The 16,281-nt window shown below is 57.0% G+C and carries 17 protein-coding genes; 11 read left to right on the top strand and 6 right to left on the bottom strand.

Going from position 1 to position 16,281, the window contains the following annotated elements; translation table 11 throughout:
• Positions 1–275 precede the first annotated feature (275 nt).
• Positions 276–638 (top strand): antibiotic biosynthesis monooxygenase, encoded by a 363-nt coding sequence (locus ACO6TI_RS29775; RefSeq protein WP_422383942.1) that lies wholly within the window; start codon positions 276–278, stop codon positions 636–638.
• 153 nt (positions 639–791) lie between these two features.
• On the opposite strand, the gene ACO6TI_RS29770 is transcribed toward ACO6TI_RS29775, so the two are convergent.
• Positions 792–1,208, bottom strand: a complete 417-nt coding sequence (locus ACO6TI_RS29770) for a c-type cytochrome (RefSeq protein WP_055391721.1) — start codon at positions 1,206–1,208, stop codon at positions 792–794.
• A 171-nt stretch (positions 1,209–1,379) separates the two neighbouring features.
• On the opposite strand from ACO6TI_RS29770, the gene ACO6TI_RS29765 reads away from it, so the two are divergent.
• Both ACO6TI_RS29765 and ACO6TI_RS29760 read left to right on the top strand, forming a co-directional pair.
• Positions 1,380–3,473, top strand: coding sequence for a 4Fe-4S binding protein (locus ACO6TI_RS29765; protein ID WP_422383941.1), 2,094 nt, complete (start codon positions 1,380–1,382; stop codon positions 3,471–3,473).
• Positions 3,470–4,396 carry an FAD:protein FMN transferase gene (locus tag ACO6TI_RS29760; RefSeq protein WP_422383940.1) on the top strand — a complete coding sequence of 309 codons (927 nt, stop codon included), beginning with the start codon at positions 3,470–3,472 and terminating at the stop codon, positions 4,394–4,396. The genes ACO6TI_RS29765 and ACO6TI_RS29760 overlap by 4 nt, the downstream gene beginning before the upstream one ends.
• Before the next feature lie 26 nt (positions 4,397–4,422).
• Here the strand turns inward: ACO6TI_RS29760 and ACO6TI_RS29755 are convergent, their stop codons facing one another.
• Both ACO6TI_RS29755 and pedF read right to left on the bottom strand, forming a co-directional pair.
• Entirely contained in the window at positions 4,423–5,340 is a 918-nt protein-coding gene (locus ACO6TI_RS29755) for a substrate-binding periplasmic protein (protein ID WP_422383939.1), read from the bottom strand.
• Positions 5,340–6,065 (bottom strand): cytochrome c-550 PedF, encoded by a 726-nt coding sequence (gene pedF, locus ACO6TI_RS29750; protein WP_422383938.1) that lies wholly within the window; start codon positions 6,063–6,065, stop codon positions 5,340–5,342. The genes ACO6TI_RS29755 and pedF overlap by 1 nt, the downstream gene beginning before the upstream one ends.
• A 164-nt stretch (positions 6,066–6,229) precedes the next feature.
• Here pedF and ACO6TI_RS29745 point away from each other — a divergent pair, with 164 nt between their 5' ends.
• The 6 genes from ACO6TI_RS29745 to ACO6TI_RS29720 are packed head-to-tail and all read left to right on the top strand — an operon-like array spanning position 6,230 to position 10,943.
• Positions 6,230–7,402: an ABC transporter substrate-binding protein gene (locus tag ACO6TI_RS29745; RefSeq protein ID WP_422383937.1), complete on the top strand. Its 1,173-nt coding sequence runs from the start codon at positions 6,230–6,232 to the stop codon at positions 7,400–7,402.
• Positions 7,403–7,405: 3 nt separating this feature from the next.
• Positions 7,406–8,377 (top strand): YVTN family beta-propeller repeat protein, encoded by a 972-nt coding sequence (locus tag ACO6TI_RS29740; RefSeq protein ID WP_104701186.1) that lies wholly within the window; start codon positions 7,406–7,408, stop codon positions 8,375–8,377.
• 20 nt (positions 8,378–8,397) lie between these two features.
• Positions 8,398–8,850 carry a hypothetical protein gene (locus ACO6TI_RS29735; protein WP_055391716.1) on the top strand — a complete coding sequence of 151 codons (453 nt, stop codon included), beginning with the start codon at positions 8,398–8,400 and terminating at the stop codon, positions 8,848–8,850.
• Positions 8,847–9,569, top strand: a complete 723-nt coding sequence (locus tag ACO6TI_RS29730) for an ABC transporter ATP-binding protein (RefSeq protein ID WP_055391715.1) — start codon at positions 8,847–8,849, stop codon at positions 9,567–9,569. Before ACO6TI_RS29735 ends, ACO6TI_RS29730 begins: the two co-directional genes overlap by 4 nt.
• Positions 9,566–10,357, top strand: a complete 792-nt coding sequence (locus ACO6TI_RS29725; RefSeq protein ID WP_055391714.1) for an ABC transporter permease — start codon at positions 9,566–9,568, stop codon at positions 10,355–10,357. Before ACO6TI_RS29730 ends, ACO6TI_RS29725 begins: the two co-directional genes overlap by 4 nt.
• A 37-nt stretch (positions 10,358–10,394) precedes the next feature.
• Complete coding sequence (locus ACO6TI_RS29720; protein ID WP_055391735.1) at positions 10,395–10,943, top strand: tetratricopeptide repeat protein; 549 nt, start codon at positions 10,395–10,397, stop codon at positions 10,941–10,943.
• On the opposite strand, the gene ACO6TI_RS29715 is transcribed toward ACO6TI_RS29720, so the two are convergent.
• The 3 genes from ACO6TI_RS29715 to ACO6TI_RS29705 are packed head-to-tail and all read right to left on the bottom strand — an operon-like array spanning position 10,940 to position 13,285.
• Positions 10,940–11,554 carry an ABC transporter ATP-binding protein gene (locus tag ACO6TI_RS29715; protein ID WP_422383936.1) on the bottom strand — a complete coding sequence of 205 codons (615 nt, stop codon included), beginning with the start codon at positions 11,552–11,554 and terminating at the stop codon, positions 10,940–10,942. The two genes, ACO6TI_RS29720 and ACO6TI_RS29715, sit on opposite strands and share 4 nt — an antisense overlap.
• Positions 11,551–12,252, bottom strand: a complete 702-nt coding sequence (locus ACO6TI_RS29710; protein WP_422385345.1) for an ABC transporter permease — start codon at positions 12,250–12,252, stop codon at positions 11,551–11,553. Before ACO6TI_RS29710 ends, ACO6TI_RS29715 begins: the two co-directional genes overlap by 4 nt.
• A 55-nt stretch (positions 12,253–12,307) precedes the next feature.
• Complete coding sequence (locus tag ACO6TI_RS29705) at positions 12,308–13,285, bottom strand: ABC transporter substrate-binding protein (protein ID WP_422383935.1); 978 nt, start codon at positions 13,283–13,285, stop codon at positions 12,308–12,310.
• A 344-nt stretch (positions 13,286–13,629) separates the two neighbouring features.
• Here ACO6TI_RS29705 and ACO6TI_RS29700 point away from each other — a divergent pair, with 344 nt between their 5' ends.
• Positions 13,630–15,393 carry a PQQ-dependent methanol/ethanol family dehydrogenase gene (locus ACO6TI_RS29700; protein WP_055391732.1) on the top strand — a complete coding sequence of 588 codons (1,764 nt, stop codon included), beginning with the start codon at positions 13,630–13,632 and terminating at the stop codon, positions 15,391–15,393.
• Between the two features lie 117 nt (positions 15,394–15,510).
• Positions 15,511–16,239 (top strand): response regulator transcription factor, encoded by a 729-nt coding sequence (locus tag ACO6TI_RS29695; protein WP_055391712.1) that lies wholly within the window; start codon positions 15,511–15,513, stop codon positions 16,237–16,239.
• The last annotated feature ends 42 nt before the right edge of the window (positions 16,240–16,281 follow it).

Here is a 16,281-nt window from a genome sequence, read left to right as displayed (position 1 = left end):
GGCCGACGCCAGAAAGATTGCTTCACTTCTCGAGATGAACCGTGACTCATAAGGAGAGAAATAGATTTGTAATTAGGTTACAAAGGCTTGTTTTTGTATAGATTTAATGACAATAGTGGTAATTTGGTCGTATACTGGCGGAGATTCAAAGTATTTCTATAAAGATCTATTCGGGTTATTGGTGATGACATTAATATTGTCCATAAGATTTGCTATTGACTTTTACAGGGGTCGCCAGGAGACGAATAATCAGAGTGTCTCATAAGGAGCCTGTAATGTCATATTCGCATATCATTTCCTTGATCGGGTACTTCACGATACCGGCTGAAAACGCGGGTGCATTCCGCAAAAATTGCGAGAAGATGGTTGCGCTGCGAGACAAGGAGCCCGGTCATCTTGCTTCCGCGTACAGTTTTGATGACAACGGTGGCGCCGTGTCCCGCGAAGACTATGTGAGTGCCGATGCGATCATCGAACATATGAAGATCGGTGCGCATGTTTTTGAAAGCACAAAAGCGCTGGTTGAGATAACGGGCGTGGAAGTGCACGGTCCCAAGGACGAACTTGAAAAGCTGCGCGGTACCCTTGAGCCAATGCAGCCACGGTTCTTCGTGACGGAGTACGGATTCCGGCGGTAACTCTTCCTCCAGGAGCAAAGCCGGGACCCCAAAAGCAGAAGTCTGTCAAACAGACTTTCTCCCTGGCCATCTGTTGTATACTCCTCGCGGTTTCTTCGAATTCACTGCCTGCACATCCAAAATCGCCTGGCGTGATCTGTTGCCGGAACACCTTCAATCAACGTTTGTTCCATCGCTTGCCTGTGTCGACAGGCTTGCCAGATAGGTCAGGATGAAGTCCTGTACCGTCCTGTCCGTTATCCCGACATGCCGCATTTTTGTGCCCGGCAGAAACCCGGTGTTGTCCTCCATCCAGGCGCGCAGAGCAGCAGGTGTCCAGACAATTCCGGACGACGCCAGCGCCTCGGAATATTCGTAGTCCGGAAACGTTCCGGCGCCGCGGCCAATGACATTTTCAAGCGGGGGACCGTAACTCGGGTCGTTGGTGTCCGGAGCGTGGCAGCGCCGGCATTCCACCCTGTAGAGCATTTCTCCAGCCGTGATCTTGGCCTGCTCAAAAACTTCGGATGCCTGGGCAGAATGCACAAGACCAAGCGTCATTGCTGCCAAAAGAAGGTTGCGGACCGACATTCGTTTTCTCCTCTCGTAGAGTGAGAGGAGAAAACGACAGTCAAACCCGGGAAACGTTGATCTTGATCAAGAAAATTCTTGGCCTTTGGTACAAGCAAAGACCGATCCGGAAGGCCGTCTTGATCTAAAGGACAGTTGCGTCAGCTTTCGCCTGCGGAAAAACTGCCCTTCATGGAGGAGATTCACAACAGGTCGCGTGAGATCGTCGGCGTGCTGGCGCAGCATTTGGCTTGCATGGTCACGGCACTCGTATTTGCGATGTCTGCCGGAAATGCGCTGGAACTGGAGCGCACCGAGGCCGCGCAATACATTCAACCACCCTATCAGTTGGGGGATCTGCTCGACGGAGGAATATACGAGCTGATCAACCTGGATGGCAGGGTTGCAGGGTATGCCTTCGAAACAACGCCGCTGGCCCCCCTTCCGGGCTTCTCGGGCGCCCCGATCAACCTGTTTGTCATTTTGACCCTCGAAGGCCGGCTGATCGATGTCGATCTTGTTTCGCATAACGAACCGATTTTCGTGTCAGGGTTGGGAGAGGCTCCGTTTCAGGAGTTCATTGCCCAGTACAAGGGCTATTCCATCACCGATTCCCTGGTTATCGGCGTTCCCTACGGCGATGAAGGCAGCGGATCGTCGCTGGTTTATCTGGACGGCGTGACCAAGGCGACGGCGAGCGTGCGCATTGCACACGAGACGCTTCTGGCGGCCGCGTTCAAGGTTGCAAGAGAGAAGATCGAAGGAATTGGCGGCAGGGCGGCAGCCGAGCCAAACCTGGATCACGCAGAGCAGCTGACCTGGGATGACATTGTCGAGGAGGGTCTCGTGGGCCGGCGACTGGTGACCAACCGTGAGGTTGACGACGCCTTCGCCGATACCATCTGGGCAGACGACGATGAACTGGCAAAGGATGAACCTGACGAGCCCTACCTTGATCTGTGGGTGGTCGATATCGGGCCGCCGGCGATCGCCGAAGCCATCCTTGAGCCGGACAGTCTGGTCCAGTTGCGCAATTTTCAGGAGCTTTCACCTGAAGATGAACCGATCCTGGTGATCGACGCCGGGCGTCACGGGCTGGTTACGGAAGACTTCGTGCGCAATACCAGCCCCGACCTGATCACGGCAAGTCAGGACGGGCTGCCGATCTCCCTGCGCGATGCCGATCTGGATATCGAATTGCGTGACGGGATACCGGGTGAAGTGGCGATGGTTCTGCGCACGGACCGCAGGCTTGGCTTCGATCCGACCGGCGACTGGTCCTTGTCGGTTCGTGCGACACGCGAGCACGGGTCTTTCCGACCGGAAATCGGAACCGTGGACTTTGCTCTCACTCACAAGACCGATGAACGTTTTTTCATCAGGGATGAACCTCCCGAACCGGTTCCCGTCTGGCGGCAGGCAATGCAGGCAAGATCGGGCGATCTCGTGGTACTTGCCGGGGGTCTGGCCGCACTCGTGCCGTTGCTCTTGTTCGGCCAGTCCCGGTTTGCCGGATACCGGCACTACACGGCCATTCGACTGTTGATACTGGCAGGTGTGATCGGGTTCGTCGGCTGGTGGGGACAGGGACAGCTATCCATCGTCACCGTACTGGGTGTGATGCGGGGGCTCTTCGAAGGACAGAGCCTGTCCTTCCTGCTCTACGATCCGTTTTCGTTGCTTATCTGGGCAGTGGTTCTCGTGACATTCCTCGTCTGGGGTCGTGGCTTTTTCTGTGGCTGGATGTGTCCGTTTGGAGCCATGCAGGAATTCATGCATCATCTGGGTCGCAGCCTTCGCCTTCCGCAGATCCGCGTTCCGGACAGGATCGACCGTTGGCTGGTCAAACTCAAGTATGTCATTCTTGCGGGCCTTGTTCTTCTGGCCTTCGTCGCGCCGGGTTACCTGGATGCTGCAGTCGAGGTTGAACCCTTCAAGACGGCGGTAACGACCTTCTTCGTACGCGAATGGTATTTCGTTCTTTATTGCGTCGGTCTGCTTGTGTTGAGCACAATGGTGTTCAAGGGGTTTTGCCGCTACATCTGTCCGCTCGGAGCGGTGATGGCCATTGGCGGTTTTTTGCGTATCCGCGACTGGATCCCGCGCCGGGATGCCTGCGGCAGTCCATGCCAGCTTTGTCGCGTGAAGTGCAATTACAACGCGATCAAACCGACTGGCGGTATTCGATACGACGAGTGTTTCCAGTGTCTTGATTGCGTTACCATCCATGATGACGATGCCCGGTGTGTGCCGCTTGTGCTTGCCAAAAGAGGGAGGCAGCTATGAACAGGGGACGCCGCCGTTTCCTGACCATCATGGCGGGATGCGCTCTTGCGACGAAAAGTTCAAGACCAGCAACTGCCGAACCGGTCGTCTGGCGCGGAAGAGCGCTGGGAGCCGAGGCCCGTATTGAACTCTTCAGTTCGGATAGCAAGGAAGCAGCGCGGGCGCTGACTGCTGCCCGTGACACGATCCTCCGGATGGAAAGGCACTTCTCGCTGTATCAAGCCAGTTCCGCACTCAATCGCTTGAACTCAGACGGCACGCTGCAGATGCCGCCGGAATTCGCCCGCCTGATCGGGCATGTCGATCGCATAAACCGACAAACCGAAGGTCTGTTCGATCCTACAATTCAGCCGCTCATGGTGGCGCAGGCCAGGCGCCCGAACGGCTTGACGCGCAAAGAACGGGCTGCACTGGGTGAACTGGTCGGCTGGGACAAAGTGCGCCGTCAGTCGTCCCGACTTCACTATTCCATTCCCGGCATGGCGATGACGATGAACGGTATTGCTCAGGGATTCGCAACGGATCGCACGAGTGAAGTGCTGCGCGCACATGGCTTTGATCCCTATCTGGTTCACATCGGCGAATACAGGGCAGGAGAACAGAGTGCACGCATTGGTGTCGCCGGTAAGAGCGGCAACATCCTGGACAGCATCGACCTGAAGAATGCAGCCGTGGCGACATCCGCGCCTTCGGGCACGCGGTTCAGCAATGGCAGCGGCCATATCATGCACCCGGATCTGACGGAGACTGAACCACGATGGCAATCGGTGAGCGTGCAGGCGGAAACGGCGACCTGGGCCGATGGCCTGTCGACGGCGCTCGCGCTTACAACGTCGAGGGAACTGGCCGAAAAGTGTGTTGTTTCGGGAGCAGCTCAGGCGATCTGGCTGGAGGACGGTGACGGTTCGCTTGTCAGGGTCTGATCGCCAAGCAATCAGAGTGCAGTCGGTCACCAGTCCGGTTTTGTGAACGTCAGTCCGTGGTCGTTGAATATGCGCGCCATCCGACCGTCTTCAACGGCGTAACGGATTGCGTCGTCGACTGCGTAGGAAAGAGGCCGCCAGTTGTGTCGAACGGCGATGCCCAGGGTCCAGCTTGATCTGGCCAGTCCCGGAAAGGGCGGCAAGTGGACAGCGATGGCGTCGGTGAGGCCGTGTTCGATTTGTGAGAGCGGTGCCATCACGGCCACGACGTCACCTTCCGCAAGTGCCGCCATTGCATCGTCCGTGGTCGGAAAACGCCGCATGTTTGCAACAAGTTGCCCGCGTGCAAACCCGGAAAGATAGAAATCTGAGAGCGTGTCGTTTTCGACACCGACCGTGTCGAAGCGAAAATACGCCGGAACCGGCGGGTCTTCAGGGTATTCGTCCTTCCGATAGGCTATTGCCAGCTGTTCGTTGTAGTACTGGCCGTTGAGGACGACCATCTCGTTCCGGCAGCCCAGTTCCCGGTCATAGGGAACATGCATCATGACATTCGCAATCTGGCCACCGATCAGTTTGCCGCGCCAGACATTGTTGCGCAGATCACCGTCAACATTCTCGTCGGCAGCGGTTGCAATGAAGCGAGCGTCGACCCCGAGGTCCTTTGCAATCAATCGCCCGATGTCGATGTCGACACCTTTCAGAACACCCTTCTCTTCATACGAGAATGGCGGAAAGTCCTCATAGACGGCTATCTTGATGAAGCCGCGTTCCTTGATGTCGTCCATGCTCTGGCCGACAATTTCACGGCCCAAATTCTGCGGCTTGCGTTCCGCCTCATCACCGAAACGGACATTTTCGCAATTTTGAGCGAAGGCCGCCGTGCCGGCTATGCAAAGCATGGCCAGAACGGCGGGACCTACTTTCAAACCGGGGTGGAGCATTACTTCGCGGCCGACAATCCGATCGTCAGGATTTCTGCTGTTTTCTTGAGACTATCATCGGAACCATCCAACTGCAGCGCGGCGCGTGAAGCAACTGATTCCGCGCGTGGAGCACCCGAACCTGTTTCCAGGGAATCCGCGATTTCTTCCATTTCAGCGCGAAGAGGTGCGATTGTGTCTTCGGCTTCGACTGCCGGCATTGCCTTTTCTGCAAGTTCCTGGATTACGTCCCGGATTGCTTTCAGCCGTTCTGAGTGTGTGTCAAGAGCACCTTCATCGGGCCTTGTCTCGACGTAAGTGCGGATCGCCCAGGCGGCTTCCTGGCCGAGCAGTTCACCGAAGGCCGGCATCTTGGTTACACCGTTCTGTGTGTATCCGTTCTGATACCGCTCCAGATACCATTCGTCGCCAAAGTCATCGGCTTCCAAATAGCGCAGGTCCGGGGCAAGGCCGCCGGAAATCACTTCCAGACCGTGGCAACGCGCACAATTCTGGTTATAGCCCGAGGCACCAACCTTGATTGCCAGCGCCCAGAACTGATTGTCCGGGTCGCGCCAGGGGTTCTCGACCAGCCACTCTTCACCGAGGTCCGGAAGACCGGCCGTATCGACTGCCTGCGGAGCGACATCTCCATGTGCTTCCACGCGTCCGATCGGATCCAGAGATGTCAGGGAAAGGGCAGTTCCTGCCGCAAAGATGCCCAGCATCCAATTGCGAAAATTCATGATTTCTCTCCTCCCGAGATCGTCAAACTTAAATACGCACAGCTCGGACAGAGGCGCTATTGTACCAAGGGACAAGTCTCGTTTCCTTGCCTTGACGATCTGCCTCAGCCTAACCTGTGAGTTGTCCTGCGGGTGCGCGTATTCGGACCAGGGAGCGAGGTTGAATGTTTGTCAGGGTCATCGCGAATTACTTAGTGATATTATGGTTTTGTTGCAGCGCGGCGTATGCGGATATAGCGGTTACAATCGGCTATCTGGAGCAGGTTGAACCACAACCTCCAGTGCTCTCCAACCTTGATCCGATTCCGGAAAACGAGGGGCTTGCCGGTGTCGAAGTTGGCCTAAAGGACAATGCCACCACAGGACGTTTTCTGAAGCAGACCTATGCTCTGGAGACCCGTGTTGTCGAGGAGGGTGGAGACTTCGAGAGCGCCGCGCGCGAACTTCTGGCCGTGACGCCATTCCTGATTGTGAAAGCGCCCGAAAACCAGCTCCTTCGCGTGGCTGATTTGCCTGAAGCGGCAGGAGCCATCCTCTTCAACACGAGCGCTGAGGAAACGGGTCTCCGAGATGCAGCGTGCCGCAGCAACATTCTTCACACGTTGCCCTCGAGGGCCATGCTGACAGACGCACTGGCGCAATTCGGCGTTCGCAAGAAATGGACGGACTGGGTCGTCATCGCCGGTCCATATCCTGCTGATCAGGCATTTGCCGATGCGATTGAGAAATCGGCACGCAAATTCGGCATCCGTATCCGCGAACGCAAGGCCTGGGACGTGAGTGCCGATATGCGCCGCAGCGCGTTTCAGGAGCTTCCTCTTTTCACCCAGGATTTTCCCGAACATGATCTTGTCGTCGTCGCGGACGAAACCGACGATTTCGGCAGATATGTTCCCTATAACAGCTGGGTACCGCGCCCGGTCGGCGGAACAGAGGGGATTGTGCCCGTCGCCTGGGACAGGACCGTGGAACAATGGGGTGCCGCACAGCTGCAAAGTCGTTTCGAAAAGACTGCGAGCAGATCGATGAGGCCGGTTGACTACGCGGCATGGGCAGCCATGCGTGCGATAGGCGAGGCCGTGACGCGGACCAACCAGGCTGATGCTGACGCTGTCCGCGACTATCTGTTGTCGGAGAAATTCGAGCTTGCCGGGTTCAAGGGCAGGCCTCTGACCTTCCGGACCTGGAATGGTCAACTGCGTCAACCCATTCCGCTGGTACACCCCCGGGCACTGGTGGCTCAAGCGCCGCTGGAAGGGTTCCTGCATCAGCGAACAGAGCTGGATACGCTCGGAATAGACGAGGCGGAAAGCGCCTGCACCGCGTTCAGGGAGTAAAACATGCGCATCTTGTGGCAAATCACCGGACTTGCGATCGGGATGGGGCTTTCCATCGCGACCGCTGACGAGATCTGGGTTTCGAATGAAAAGGACGATACGATCAGTGTGATAGATATCGACACGCTCGAAGTCACACGCACGATAGACGTCGGTGAGCGCCCGCGCGGAATTACGTTCGCCATTGATCATTCCGTTTTGTATCTGTGTGCTTCCGACAGTGACACAGTGCAGGTCATAGATCCGGAAACCGGCAAGATCCTGCATGAACTGCCATCGGGAGAGGATCCTGAGCAGTTCGTTTTGCATCCGGACGGCAAGCATCTGTACATCGCCAACGAGGATGATGCGATCACCACGGTGGTGGATACCGATACACGCAAGGTCATAGCCCAGATCGACGTCGGTATCGAGCCGGAGGGCATGGCGGTGTCGCCGGACGGAAAGATCGCGATCACGACATCCGAAACCACCAACATGGCTCACTGGATCGACACCGGGACCCAGGAGCTCTTTGCCAATACCATTGTCGATCAGCGCCCACGCCATGCCGAGTTCACCCACGACGGGTCCGAGCTTTGGGTAAGCTCGGAAATTGGCGGCACGATCACCGTCTTTGACCGTGAAAACCAGCAGGAAAAGGCCAAGATCGAATTCGAAATCCAGGGCATCCATCCGGATCGTGTCCAGCCTGTCGGCTTTGAAATGACCCGGGACGGCCAACACGTCTTTGTTGCGCTTGGGCCGGCAAATCACATCGCGGTTGTTGATCCGGAAACCTATGAAGTGACGGACTATATCCTTGTTGGCCGGCGCGTCTGGCACATGGCCTTCAACGGTGACGAAAGCCTGCTCTTCACCACCAATGGTGTTTCGGGCGACGTGACCGTGATCGACGTGGAAAGTCTTGAACCCATCAAGAGCATCAAGGTCGGTCGTTTCCCATGGGGTGCGGCTTACCGGCCGACAAACTGAATTCAACCGGGAGGAAACACATGAAAATTCTATTGGCCTGCATCACGACCCTTGCCATTCTGACGGCACCCGTTCTTGCCGACGGCGATGATGACGACGACGCACCGACTTTCGGATCGGCCGGCATTCTGTCGCGCGACAACCGGGAAGATCTTGCGCCGCTGACGCTGTCTTCCGGAATGCCGCTCAACGAAAGCGGCAAGCTGGAATTGAAATCAGGGACCTACTACGAGATCGAAATCGAAGCGGATGGCAGCCAGGAACTTGCGCTTGCCGGGGCCGGCTTTTTCCGGGCTATCTGGATCGACGAGATCGTGATTGAAGGAATCGAGATCCGTCCGCTTGGCGTCGACAGTCTTGAGTTCGACGAGGCGGGAACCCTGGAGATCAGTTTTCTTGCCATCAAACCCGGGACCTATGATTTTGGTGTTCCAGGCAGCGATCTGCAGAACGTGGAGATAACCATCAAGTGACATCCGGGCTGGATGTTCGGGGCATCACGCACCGATATGGCAAGAAGACCGCCCTGAACGACATCGGTTTTTCCCTTGATAAGGGGACTTTTTGTGCTCTTCTCGGACCCAATGGTGCGGGAAAGAGTACATTGTTCTCTATCCTGACGCGCCTGTTCGTGCCGGATGCAGGGGAAGTCATGATTGCCGGCCATTCACTGGCCCGTGAACCGGGCAAGGCTCTTGCCAGGATCGGGGTCGTGTTTCAGCAGCCGACACTTGATCTCGATCTTACGGTTCGTCGGAACCTGAAATATTTCGCTGCCCTGCACGGTCTTGCCGGCAAGGATGCCGACAGGAGAATAGAAACGTCGCTGGAGCAGGTGAATATGGCGGAACGCGCCGGCGAAAAGGTTCGCGCCCTCAATGGCGGGCACAGGCGCCGAATGGAAATCGCCCGGGCCCTGCTTCATGATCCCGTGGTTCTCCTTCTGGACGAGCCGACTGTCGGCCTCGATGCGGAGACGCGGAATTCGATCACGGGTCACGTTCACAACCTTGCAAGCGAACAGGGCCTGACAGTGCTTTGGGCGACCCATCTGGTAGATGAAGTCAGGGCAAACGATCAGCTTGTCGTCCTGCATGAGGGAAGGATCCAAGCTGATGGAAGTGCCGCTGAAATAGCTGGAGATACCCCGCTGCAGGCGCGGTTTCTGGAGATGACCGGAGGTGGCGAATGAGGGCTGCCCTGATTTGCCTTGTTGCGATCGTTCATCGCGAGGCGCTGCGGTTCGTTTCGCAGCGCGGCCGCTTCCTTGCCGCGATTGTCCGGCCTCTTGTCTGGCTGATCGTGTTTGCCGCAGGGTTCAGAGCCGCTCTCGGCCTTTCCATTCAGCCGCCTTACCAGACCTACATCACGTACGAAATCTATATCGTTCCGGGTCTTTGCGGCATGGTACAGCTCTTCTCGGGCATGCAGTCGTCGCTCAGTCTTGTCTATGACCGCGAGATGGGGTCAATGCGGCTGTTGCTGACCAGTCCGATCCCGCGTTGGTGGCTGCTCTTCTGCAAACTCTTCGCCAGCACGGCGATCTCCATCTTTCAGGTCTACACCTTCCTGGCGATCGCAGCGCTTACCGGGATCAGTTTTTCTCCTGCCGGTTATCTTGCAGTCCTGCCGGCACTCATTGTCAATGGACTGATGCTTGGCGCGTTGGGACTGTTGTTGTCGAGTACCATCAGGCAGCTGGAAAATTTCGCCGGTGTGATGAACTTCGTCATCTTCCCGATGTTTTTCCTGTCAACGGCACTCTATCCTCTTTGGAAAATGGCGGAAGCCTCGACCATCTTGCGCGACATCTGTGCCTTCAATCCGTTTTCGCATGGCGTCGAATTGATCAGGTTCGCGCTCTATGGTCAGGTTGACTGGATGGCGCTCCTCTGGGTGCTGGTGGCATTCGCCATATTCCTATCGGGCAGCCTTTGGGGTTATGATCCTTCGCGCAGCATGGTCAGGCGGAAAGCGTGAATGTCTGTCCGGACGGGATTTGAAACAGGAGCCGGGAATGAAACGCATTGTTGCTACGATATTGCTTGTCGCAGGCGGCCATGGTGCAGGAGCGCTGGCCGAAGAGGTCGATACCGGTGGAACCCTCAACCCCGACGAAATGAGCCTGAACCGGTCCATTGCCGAAGCGCTGGACGGCAATGTCGACATGGTCGTCTGCGCACAGGGCTACCTGATGACCAAGAAGGGTGATCATGAAGCCGCGCGCAAGATCTTCCAGGCATGCGCCGAAAAAGGCTGGACGGGAACGATGACCTGGATGGCCTACATGGATCAGAACGGGCTCGGCAAAACGGAGGATCCGGAAGCGGCCGCCGCCTGGGACAGGAAGGCGGCCGAAGCCGGTGACCCGGTCGGACAGTTCAACTACGGGCTGGATCTGCTGCGTGGTTATGGCGTCGATCAGGACCTTGATCTGGGCAGGAGATTTATCGATCGTTCGGCGGAACAGGGTTTTGAAACGGCCAGGGAACTGAAGCGTGAAGGCTATGACTGGAAGGCCGTCACTCCAGATGCGGATGAATGGAAATTCCAGCGGGTCTACTAGGACAAACCGGAAGGAAGCCTTGTTTGAGCCAGGTTCGCCGGCTGCCCGTGCAACAGGTAGACCGAACCGGCAAGCCTGCTCGCCTCGTGCTCCGAGTGGGTAACCAGAAGCGTTGCGATGGAAGCATCCGCCAATAGCTCGAGCGTCAATGCGATCATGTCGTTCGCAAGGCCCTTGTCCAGGGAGGCGAAAGGTTCGTCCATGACGAGGAATTGCGGCTTGGCGGCAAACGCGCGGGCAAGGGACAGGCGTCGTCTTTGGCCCAAAGACAACTGGTCGGGCAGGCGGTCGGCTTTCCCGTCCAGTCCAACCCGCAAGAGGGCTTCTTCCACCGCCGCGTCAGAGGCACCTGTGATCAGGCTTATGTTGTCTCCCGCGGTTCTCCACGGCAGGAGCGTCGGTTCCTGAAAGACCATTGAAATGCGTTCCGGTCGTGTGACGTGACCGTCGAAGTCCGCATCAAGACCTGCTGCAATCCGGAGCAGCGTCGTCTTGCCGATTCCTGAAGGCCCCAGCACTGCGACACACTCGCCGGATGCTATTTCCAGGCGAACGTTGCCCAGAACGGGCTGATCCCCGTAGGACTTGCCCTTGATGTCTATCCCGATCATGCGTGGCGCCACCGGCTTGCACGGCGCTCCCAGGGTTGAAGGACCGCAAATTCGATTGTCAGCATGACAGCGATGAACGACAGGGCATACGTCAGTACCATGGCCACATCGAACAGCTGGAAATAGAGATGGATCTGAAAGCCGACACCATTGGATCTTCCGAGAAACTCGACAACCAGAACAATCTTCCAGATCAAGGCAGTGCCGGTGCGTGCACTGGCAGCAAAAAACGGCGCCAGTTGCGGGACGATGATATGGCGCAGCCGCGTTAGTCGGGGAACCCTGAATATCCGGGACATGTCATCGAGCGCGGGATCGAATGTCCGCGCTCCTTCGCGGATCAACACTGTTACCATCGGGATCTTGTTGATTGCGACGGCGGTTATGGCAGCAACTTCCGTGAGACCGATCCAGAGATAGCAAAGTACGATCGTCACCAGTGCGGGAAGGTTCAGGAAAAACAGCAGCCAGGGGTCGAACCAGGTATCCACGGACTTGCGCCGGCCCATCAAAAGCCCAAATGCGGTTCCAATCGCCATGGCCAGAATGAAGGCCGCCACGACCCGGCCCAAAGTGATGCCGAGGTTGTAGAGCAGAGGTCCGGAGAACAGCTCCTTCAAGGTGAGTCTGCCGATTTCGAGCGGCGAGGGGAGTGTTTCCGGGTCGGCCAGGACAGCGGCAAAAACCGACCACACCATGATGAGCAGACCCAGCGAGACCAGTCTTGTTCTTATGGAGCCGGCGACCCGCGGATCAGCCTTCCGGGATGACAAAAACACCCTCCGGCAAGGTTTTTGCTGACCCGACAAGTTTTTCACCGCCCAATCGCGCCATCACCTCGAGCATGCGTTCCGCCTGCTCCTCGTTAACGGGCCCCGGAGCTGGAATTCCGGCGATGAAGCCGGTTTTCAGCGCCTCGAAGTCGGCATCTGTTTTTGCACGCATCAGCGGCCGGATGCGGTCAAAAGCCTGCGGGTTGTTTGCAAGAATATCCTTGGCCCCTCTCGAGGCGGCCATGAAACCGCGAACGAGGTTTGGATGTTCCTTGAGCATGTCACCGTGAAAAACATAGCCGAGCAGTGGCGTCTCCGGATCGAGCCCGAGTGCCTTCGCGGCGTCTGAAACCGAGATCAGCTCGCGCATGCCCTTGGCTTTCATCTTGGCTGCAAAGTGCCAGAAATTGATGGCCCCGGCTGTTTCACCTGCAAGCGCATTCTTGAAGATCAGAGGCGGTGCACCGAAAACCTGCTCGGTCTCGGCCGCAAGATCTATTCCATATTCCTGCTCGGCATAGGCCCTCAGGATCAACCAGCTCTTGTCAACCGGGCCACCTGCGATGCCGATCTTCTGTCCGGCCAGATCTTTCAGGGTCTTCGCGTCGCTGTCTGAGGAAACCATCAGGCCTCCGACTGCCTTCGAATAGGGTACAAAGACATAGTCGTGTCCGTCTGCTCGCTGCCTGGCAACCCAGAGCCAGTCAGCGACGACGATGTCGGCTTCCCCTCCCTGAAAGGCAATGCGTGTTGCCGGATTTCCTGCCAGACCCATAACTTCCAGTTGAAAGCCGTTCTGGGTGTCCAGGCCATTGTGCTGGATCGTGTCGAGCTCCCAGTTGACGGTGCCGACCTTCAGCACTGCTGCCTTGAGCACGGGTGCCTCTTCGGCGTGGGCCGCAAAATTGAGCGTCAGACACGATAGGCTGACCGCCACCAGTCTCATGAGCCGATGCATGATTTCCTCCCGGTACAGTTTTCAGTCAGCTTAGCAGGCACGCACCAGCAATGAATTCGACTTTCGGTCGGATCTGACGCGATGTTGGCTGAACGTGACGCCTCGTCATGTTTAGTCAAGTTTACATTATTTCACCGATGCCTGCGGACGGAGCGGGATTTTCGACTTGCTGCACTGCACCCTTTCAAAATTGCAGGATTCCGCGATTTCCAAGGTGCACTATGGTGCAATTCTCGTGTGCCAACCTTTCCTCTAGACTGCAAATCTGGGAGGAAGCGGCTATGTGTGGCGATCCGCATGCCGGACACGTCGCTCTATCCGAACTTAACCTGGGAGGAGACAGGATGAGGAAGTTTTTCGCAATGGCAGCGGTCAGCGCACTCGCGATGACCGGGGCGCACGCCGACGTCACTGAAGAGGATCTGGCAAAGGATCAGGCGACGACGGACAGTGTTCTGACCAATGGCATGGGGCGGGACCAGCAGCGGTTCTCACCATTGAAAATCATCAACAAGGACAATGTCCAAAATGTTGTTCCGGCGTGGGCATTTTCCCTCGGGGGCGAAAAGCAACGCGGTCAGGAAACACAACCTCTGATTTATGACGGCGTGATGTATATCACCGGGTCCTACTCGCGCCTTTATGCGATCGACGTCAAGACCGGAGAAGAGATCTGGCAGTATGATGCCCGCCTTCCAGAGGGTATCCTTCCCTGCTGCGACGTGGTCAACCGCGGCGCGGCCATTTACGGTGACAAGATATATTTCGGGACACTCGACGCGCGTATCGTGGCGCTCGATCTCAAAACCGGGGATGTGGTCTGGCGCAAGAAAATCGCGGATTACAAGGCTGGTTATTCTTACACCGCCGCACCCGTGATCGTGAACGGTCTGATCGTCACCGGTAATTCCGGTGGTGAATTCGGAATCGTCGGAGAAGTGCAGGCCCGCGATGCGGAAACCGGAGAACTGGTCTGGACCCGTCCTGTCATCGAAGGTCACATGGGGACCTTCAAGGGTGAAGACAGCACAATGACGGGTACGCTCAATGCGACCTGGCCAGGTGATCTCTGGAAGACCGGTGGCGGCGCCACGTGGCTGGGCGGAACCTATGATCAGGACACCAACACGCTGGTCTTTGGCGCGGGCAACCCGGCCCCATGGAACAGCTGGCTTCGTGCTGCAGGCAACCCGAGCGGAACGGAAGGAGACAATCTCTACGCCGCTTCGCGGATCGGGATCAATCCGGAAAACGGCGATATCAAGTGGCACTACCAGACGACCCCGCGAGAAGGCTGGGACTTTGATGGTGTGAACGAGGTAATCCCCTTCGTGGACGCAAGCGGCAACAAGCGGTATGCGACCGCGGACCGGAACGGATATTTTTACATCCTGAACCGTGACGACGGCGCCTTCGTCAATGCCTGGCCGTTCGTCAGTCAGATCAGCTGGGCGGATGGTATCGGTGAAGACGGCCGTCCGAAGTTCAACGAAGGCAACCGCCCGGGCGACCCCAGCAAGGCAGCGGACGGCAAGAAAGGTGAAGTGGTCTTTGCCGTTCCATCGTTCCTTGGGGGCAAGAACTGGATGCCGATGGCGCATAATCCGGATACGGGTCTCTTTTATGTGCCTTCGAACGAGTGGGGAATGGATATCTGGAACGAGCCCATCTCCTACAAGAAGGGTGCGGCCTATCTCGGATCCGGATTTACCATCAAGCCCATCTTCGAGGATCACATAGGGTCCCTGAAGGCGATCGATCCGAATACCGGGGACATCAAGTGGGAATACAAAAACAACGCTCCCCTGTGGGGCGGTGTCATGACCACGGCCGGCGGGCTGGTCTTTACCGGCATGCCTGAAGGCCAGTTCAAGGCCTTTGATGCTGACACGGGCAAGGAGCTGTGGTCTTTCCAGACGGGGTCCGGGATCGTTGGCCAGCCGATTACATGGGACATGGATGGCGAGCAATACATCGCCGTAGCTTCCGGCTGGGGCGGTGCGGTGCCGCTCTGGGGTGGCGAAGTCGCCAAGAAGGTGAACTACCTGAACCAGGGTGGTTCGATCTGGGTGTTCAAGCTGCCAAAGCAGCTGGCATCGTCGAACTAAGACGGAACGGTTCGACACTTCCGGCGGCTTGCCGCCGGAAGTGATCCGTCTTTGGCGCGAAATTGCGCGCGAAGAACCTGTCGGTACCCATCGTCCGAAGCCGGGAGGAAAAGGATCATGTCACTTGAGACTGACGGCGCAAACAAGTTCCTGATCATCGATGATCATCCCTTGTTTCGAGAGGCTCTGCACAGTGCCGTGGAGCTGGCCTATCCCAACTCGGACACGCTTGATGCAGCGTCGCTCGACGATGCCTGCGAGTTCCTGGATCACGATTCTGGTTTTGACCTCGCACTTCTTGACCTGTCCATCCCCGGTGTCAAAGGCATGGACGGACTATTGCATCTCAGAACCCATTATCCGCGGCTTCCGGTTGTCGTGGTTTCAGGCGCGGAAGATCCGCCCATCATTGCCCAGGCCATGGCCTATGGTGCAGCGGGGTTTGTTCCAAAGTCATCGAAAAAGACAACGCTGGCGCAGGCGATACAACAGGTAATGAACGGTGCCACTTATTTGCCGGAGAACTATAACGACACCGATGATGAACCGATTGACGATCAGACCCGGAAAATGATCGCGCGACTGTCCAGTCTGACACCGCAACAGATCCGGGTATTGCAAATGATCTGCAGCGGCTTGCTCAACAAGCAGATTGCCTATGAGCTTCAGGTCGGTGAAACGACGGTCAAGGCGCACGTCTCGGAAATCCTGCGCAAATTGTGTGTTTCAAGCAGGACGCAGGCCGTGATCGAGGTCAAGAAACTGGAAGCTCTCGGTACCGCAGATCCTTTCGACACAAACGCTACGGCTGATCCCGGACTGCGGCCGCTCAGGCGTCACAGCTGAGCCATATGGCTGATCGCCGGTTAACTCGGTGAAGTCGATCAG

It is taken from the genome of Roseibium album (assembly GCF_965233825.1).
Taxonomy (GTDB): Bacteria; Pseudomonadota; Alphaproteobacteria; order Rhizobiales; family Stappiaceae; genus Roseibium; species Roseibium album.
This window is presented reverse-complemented; position numbering and strand designations above follow the sequence as displayed.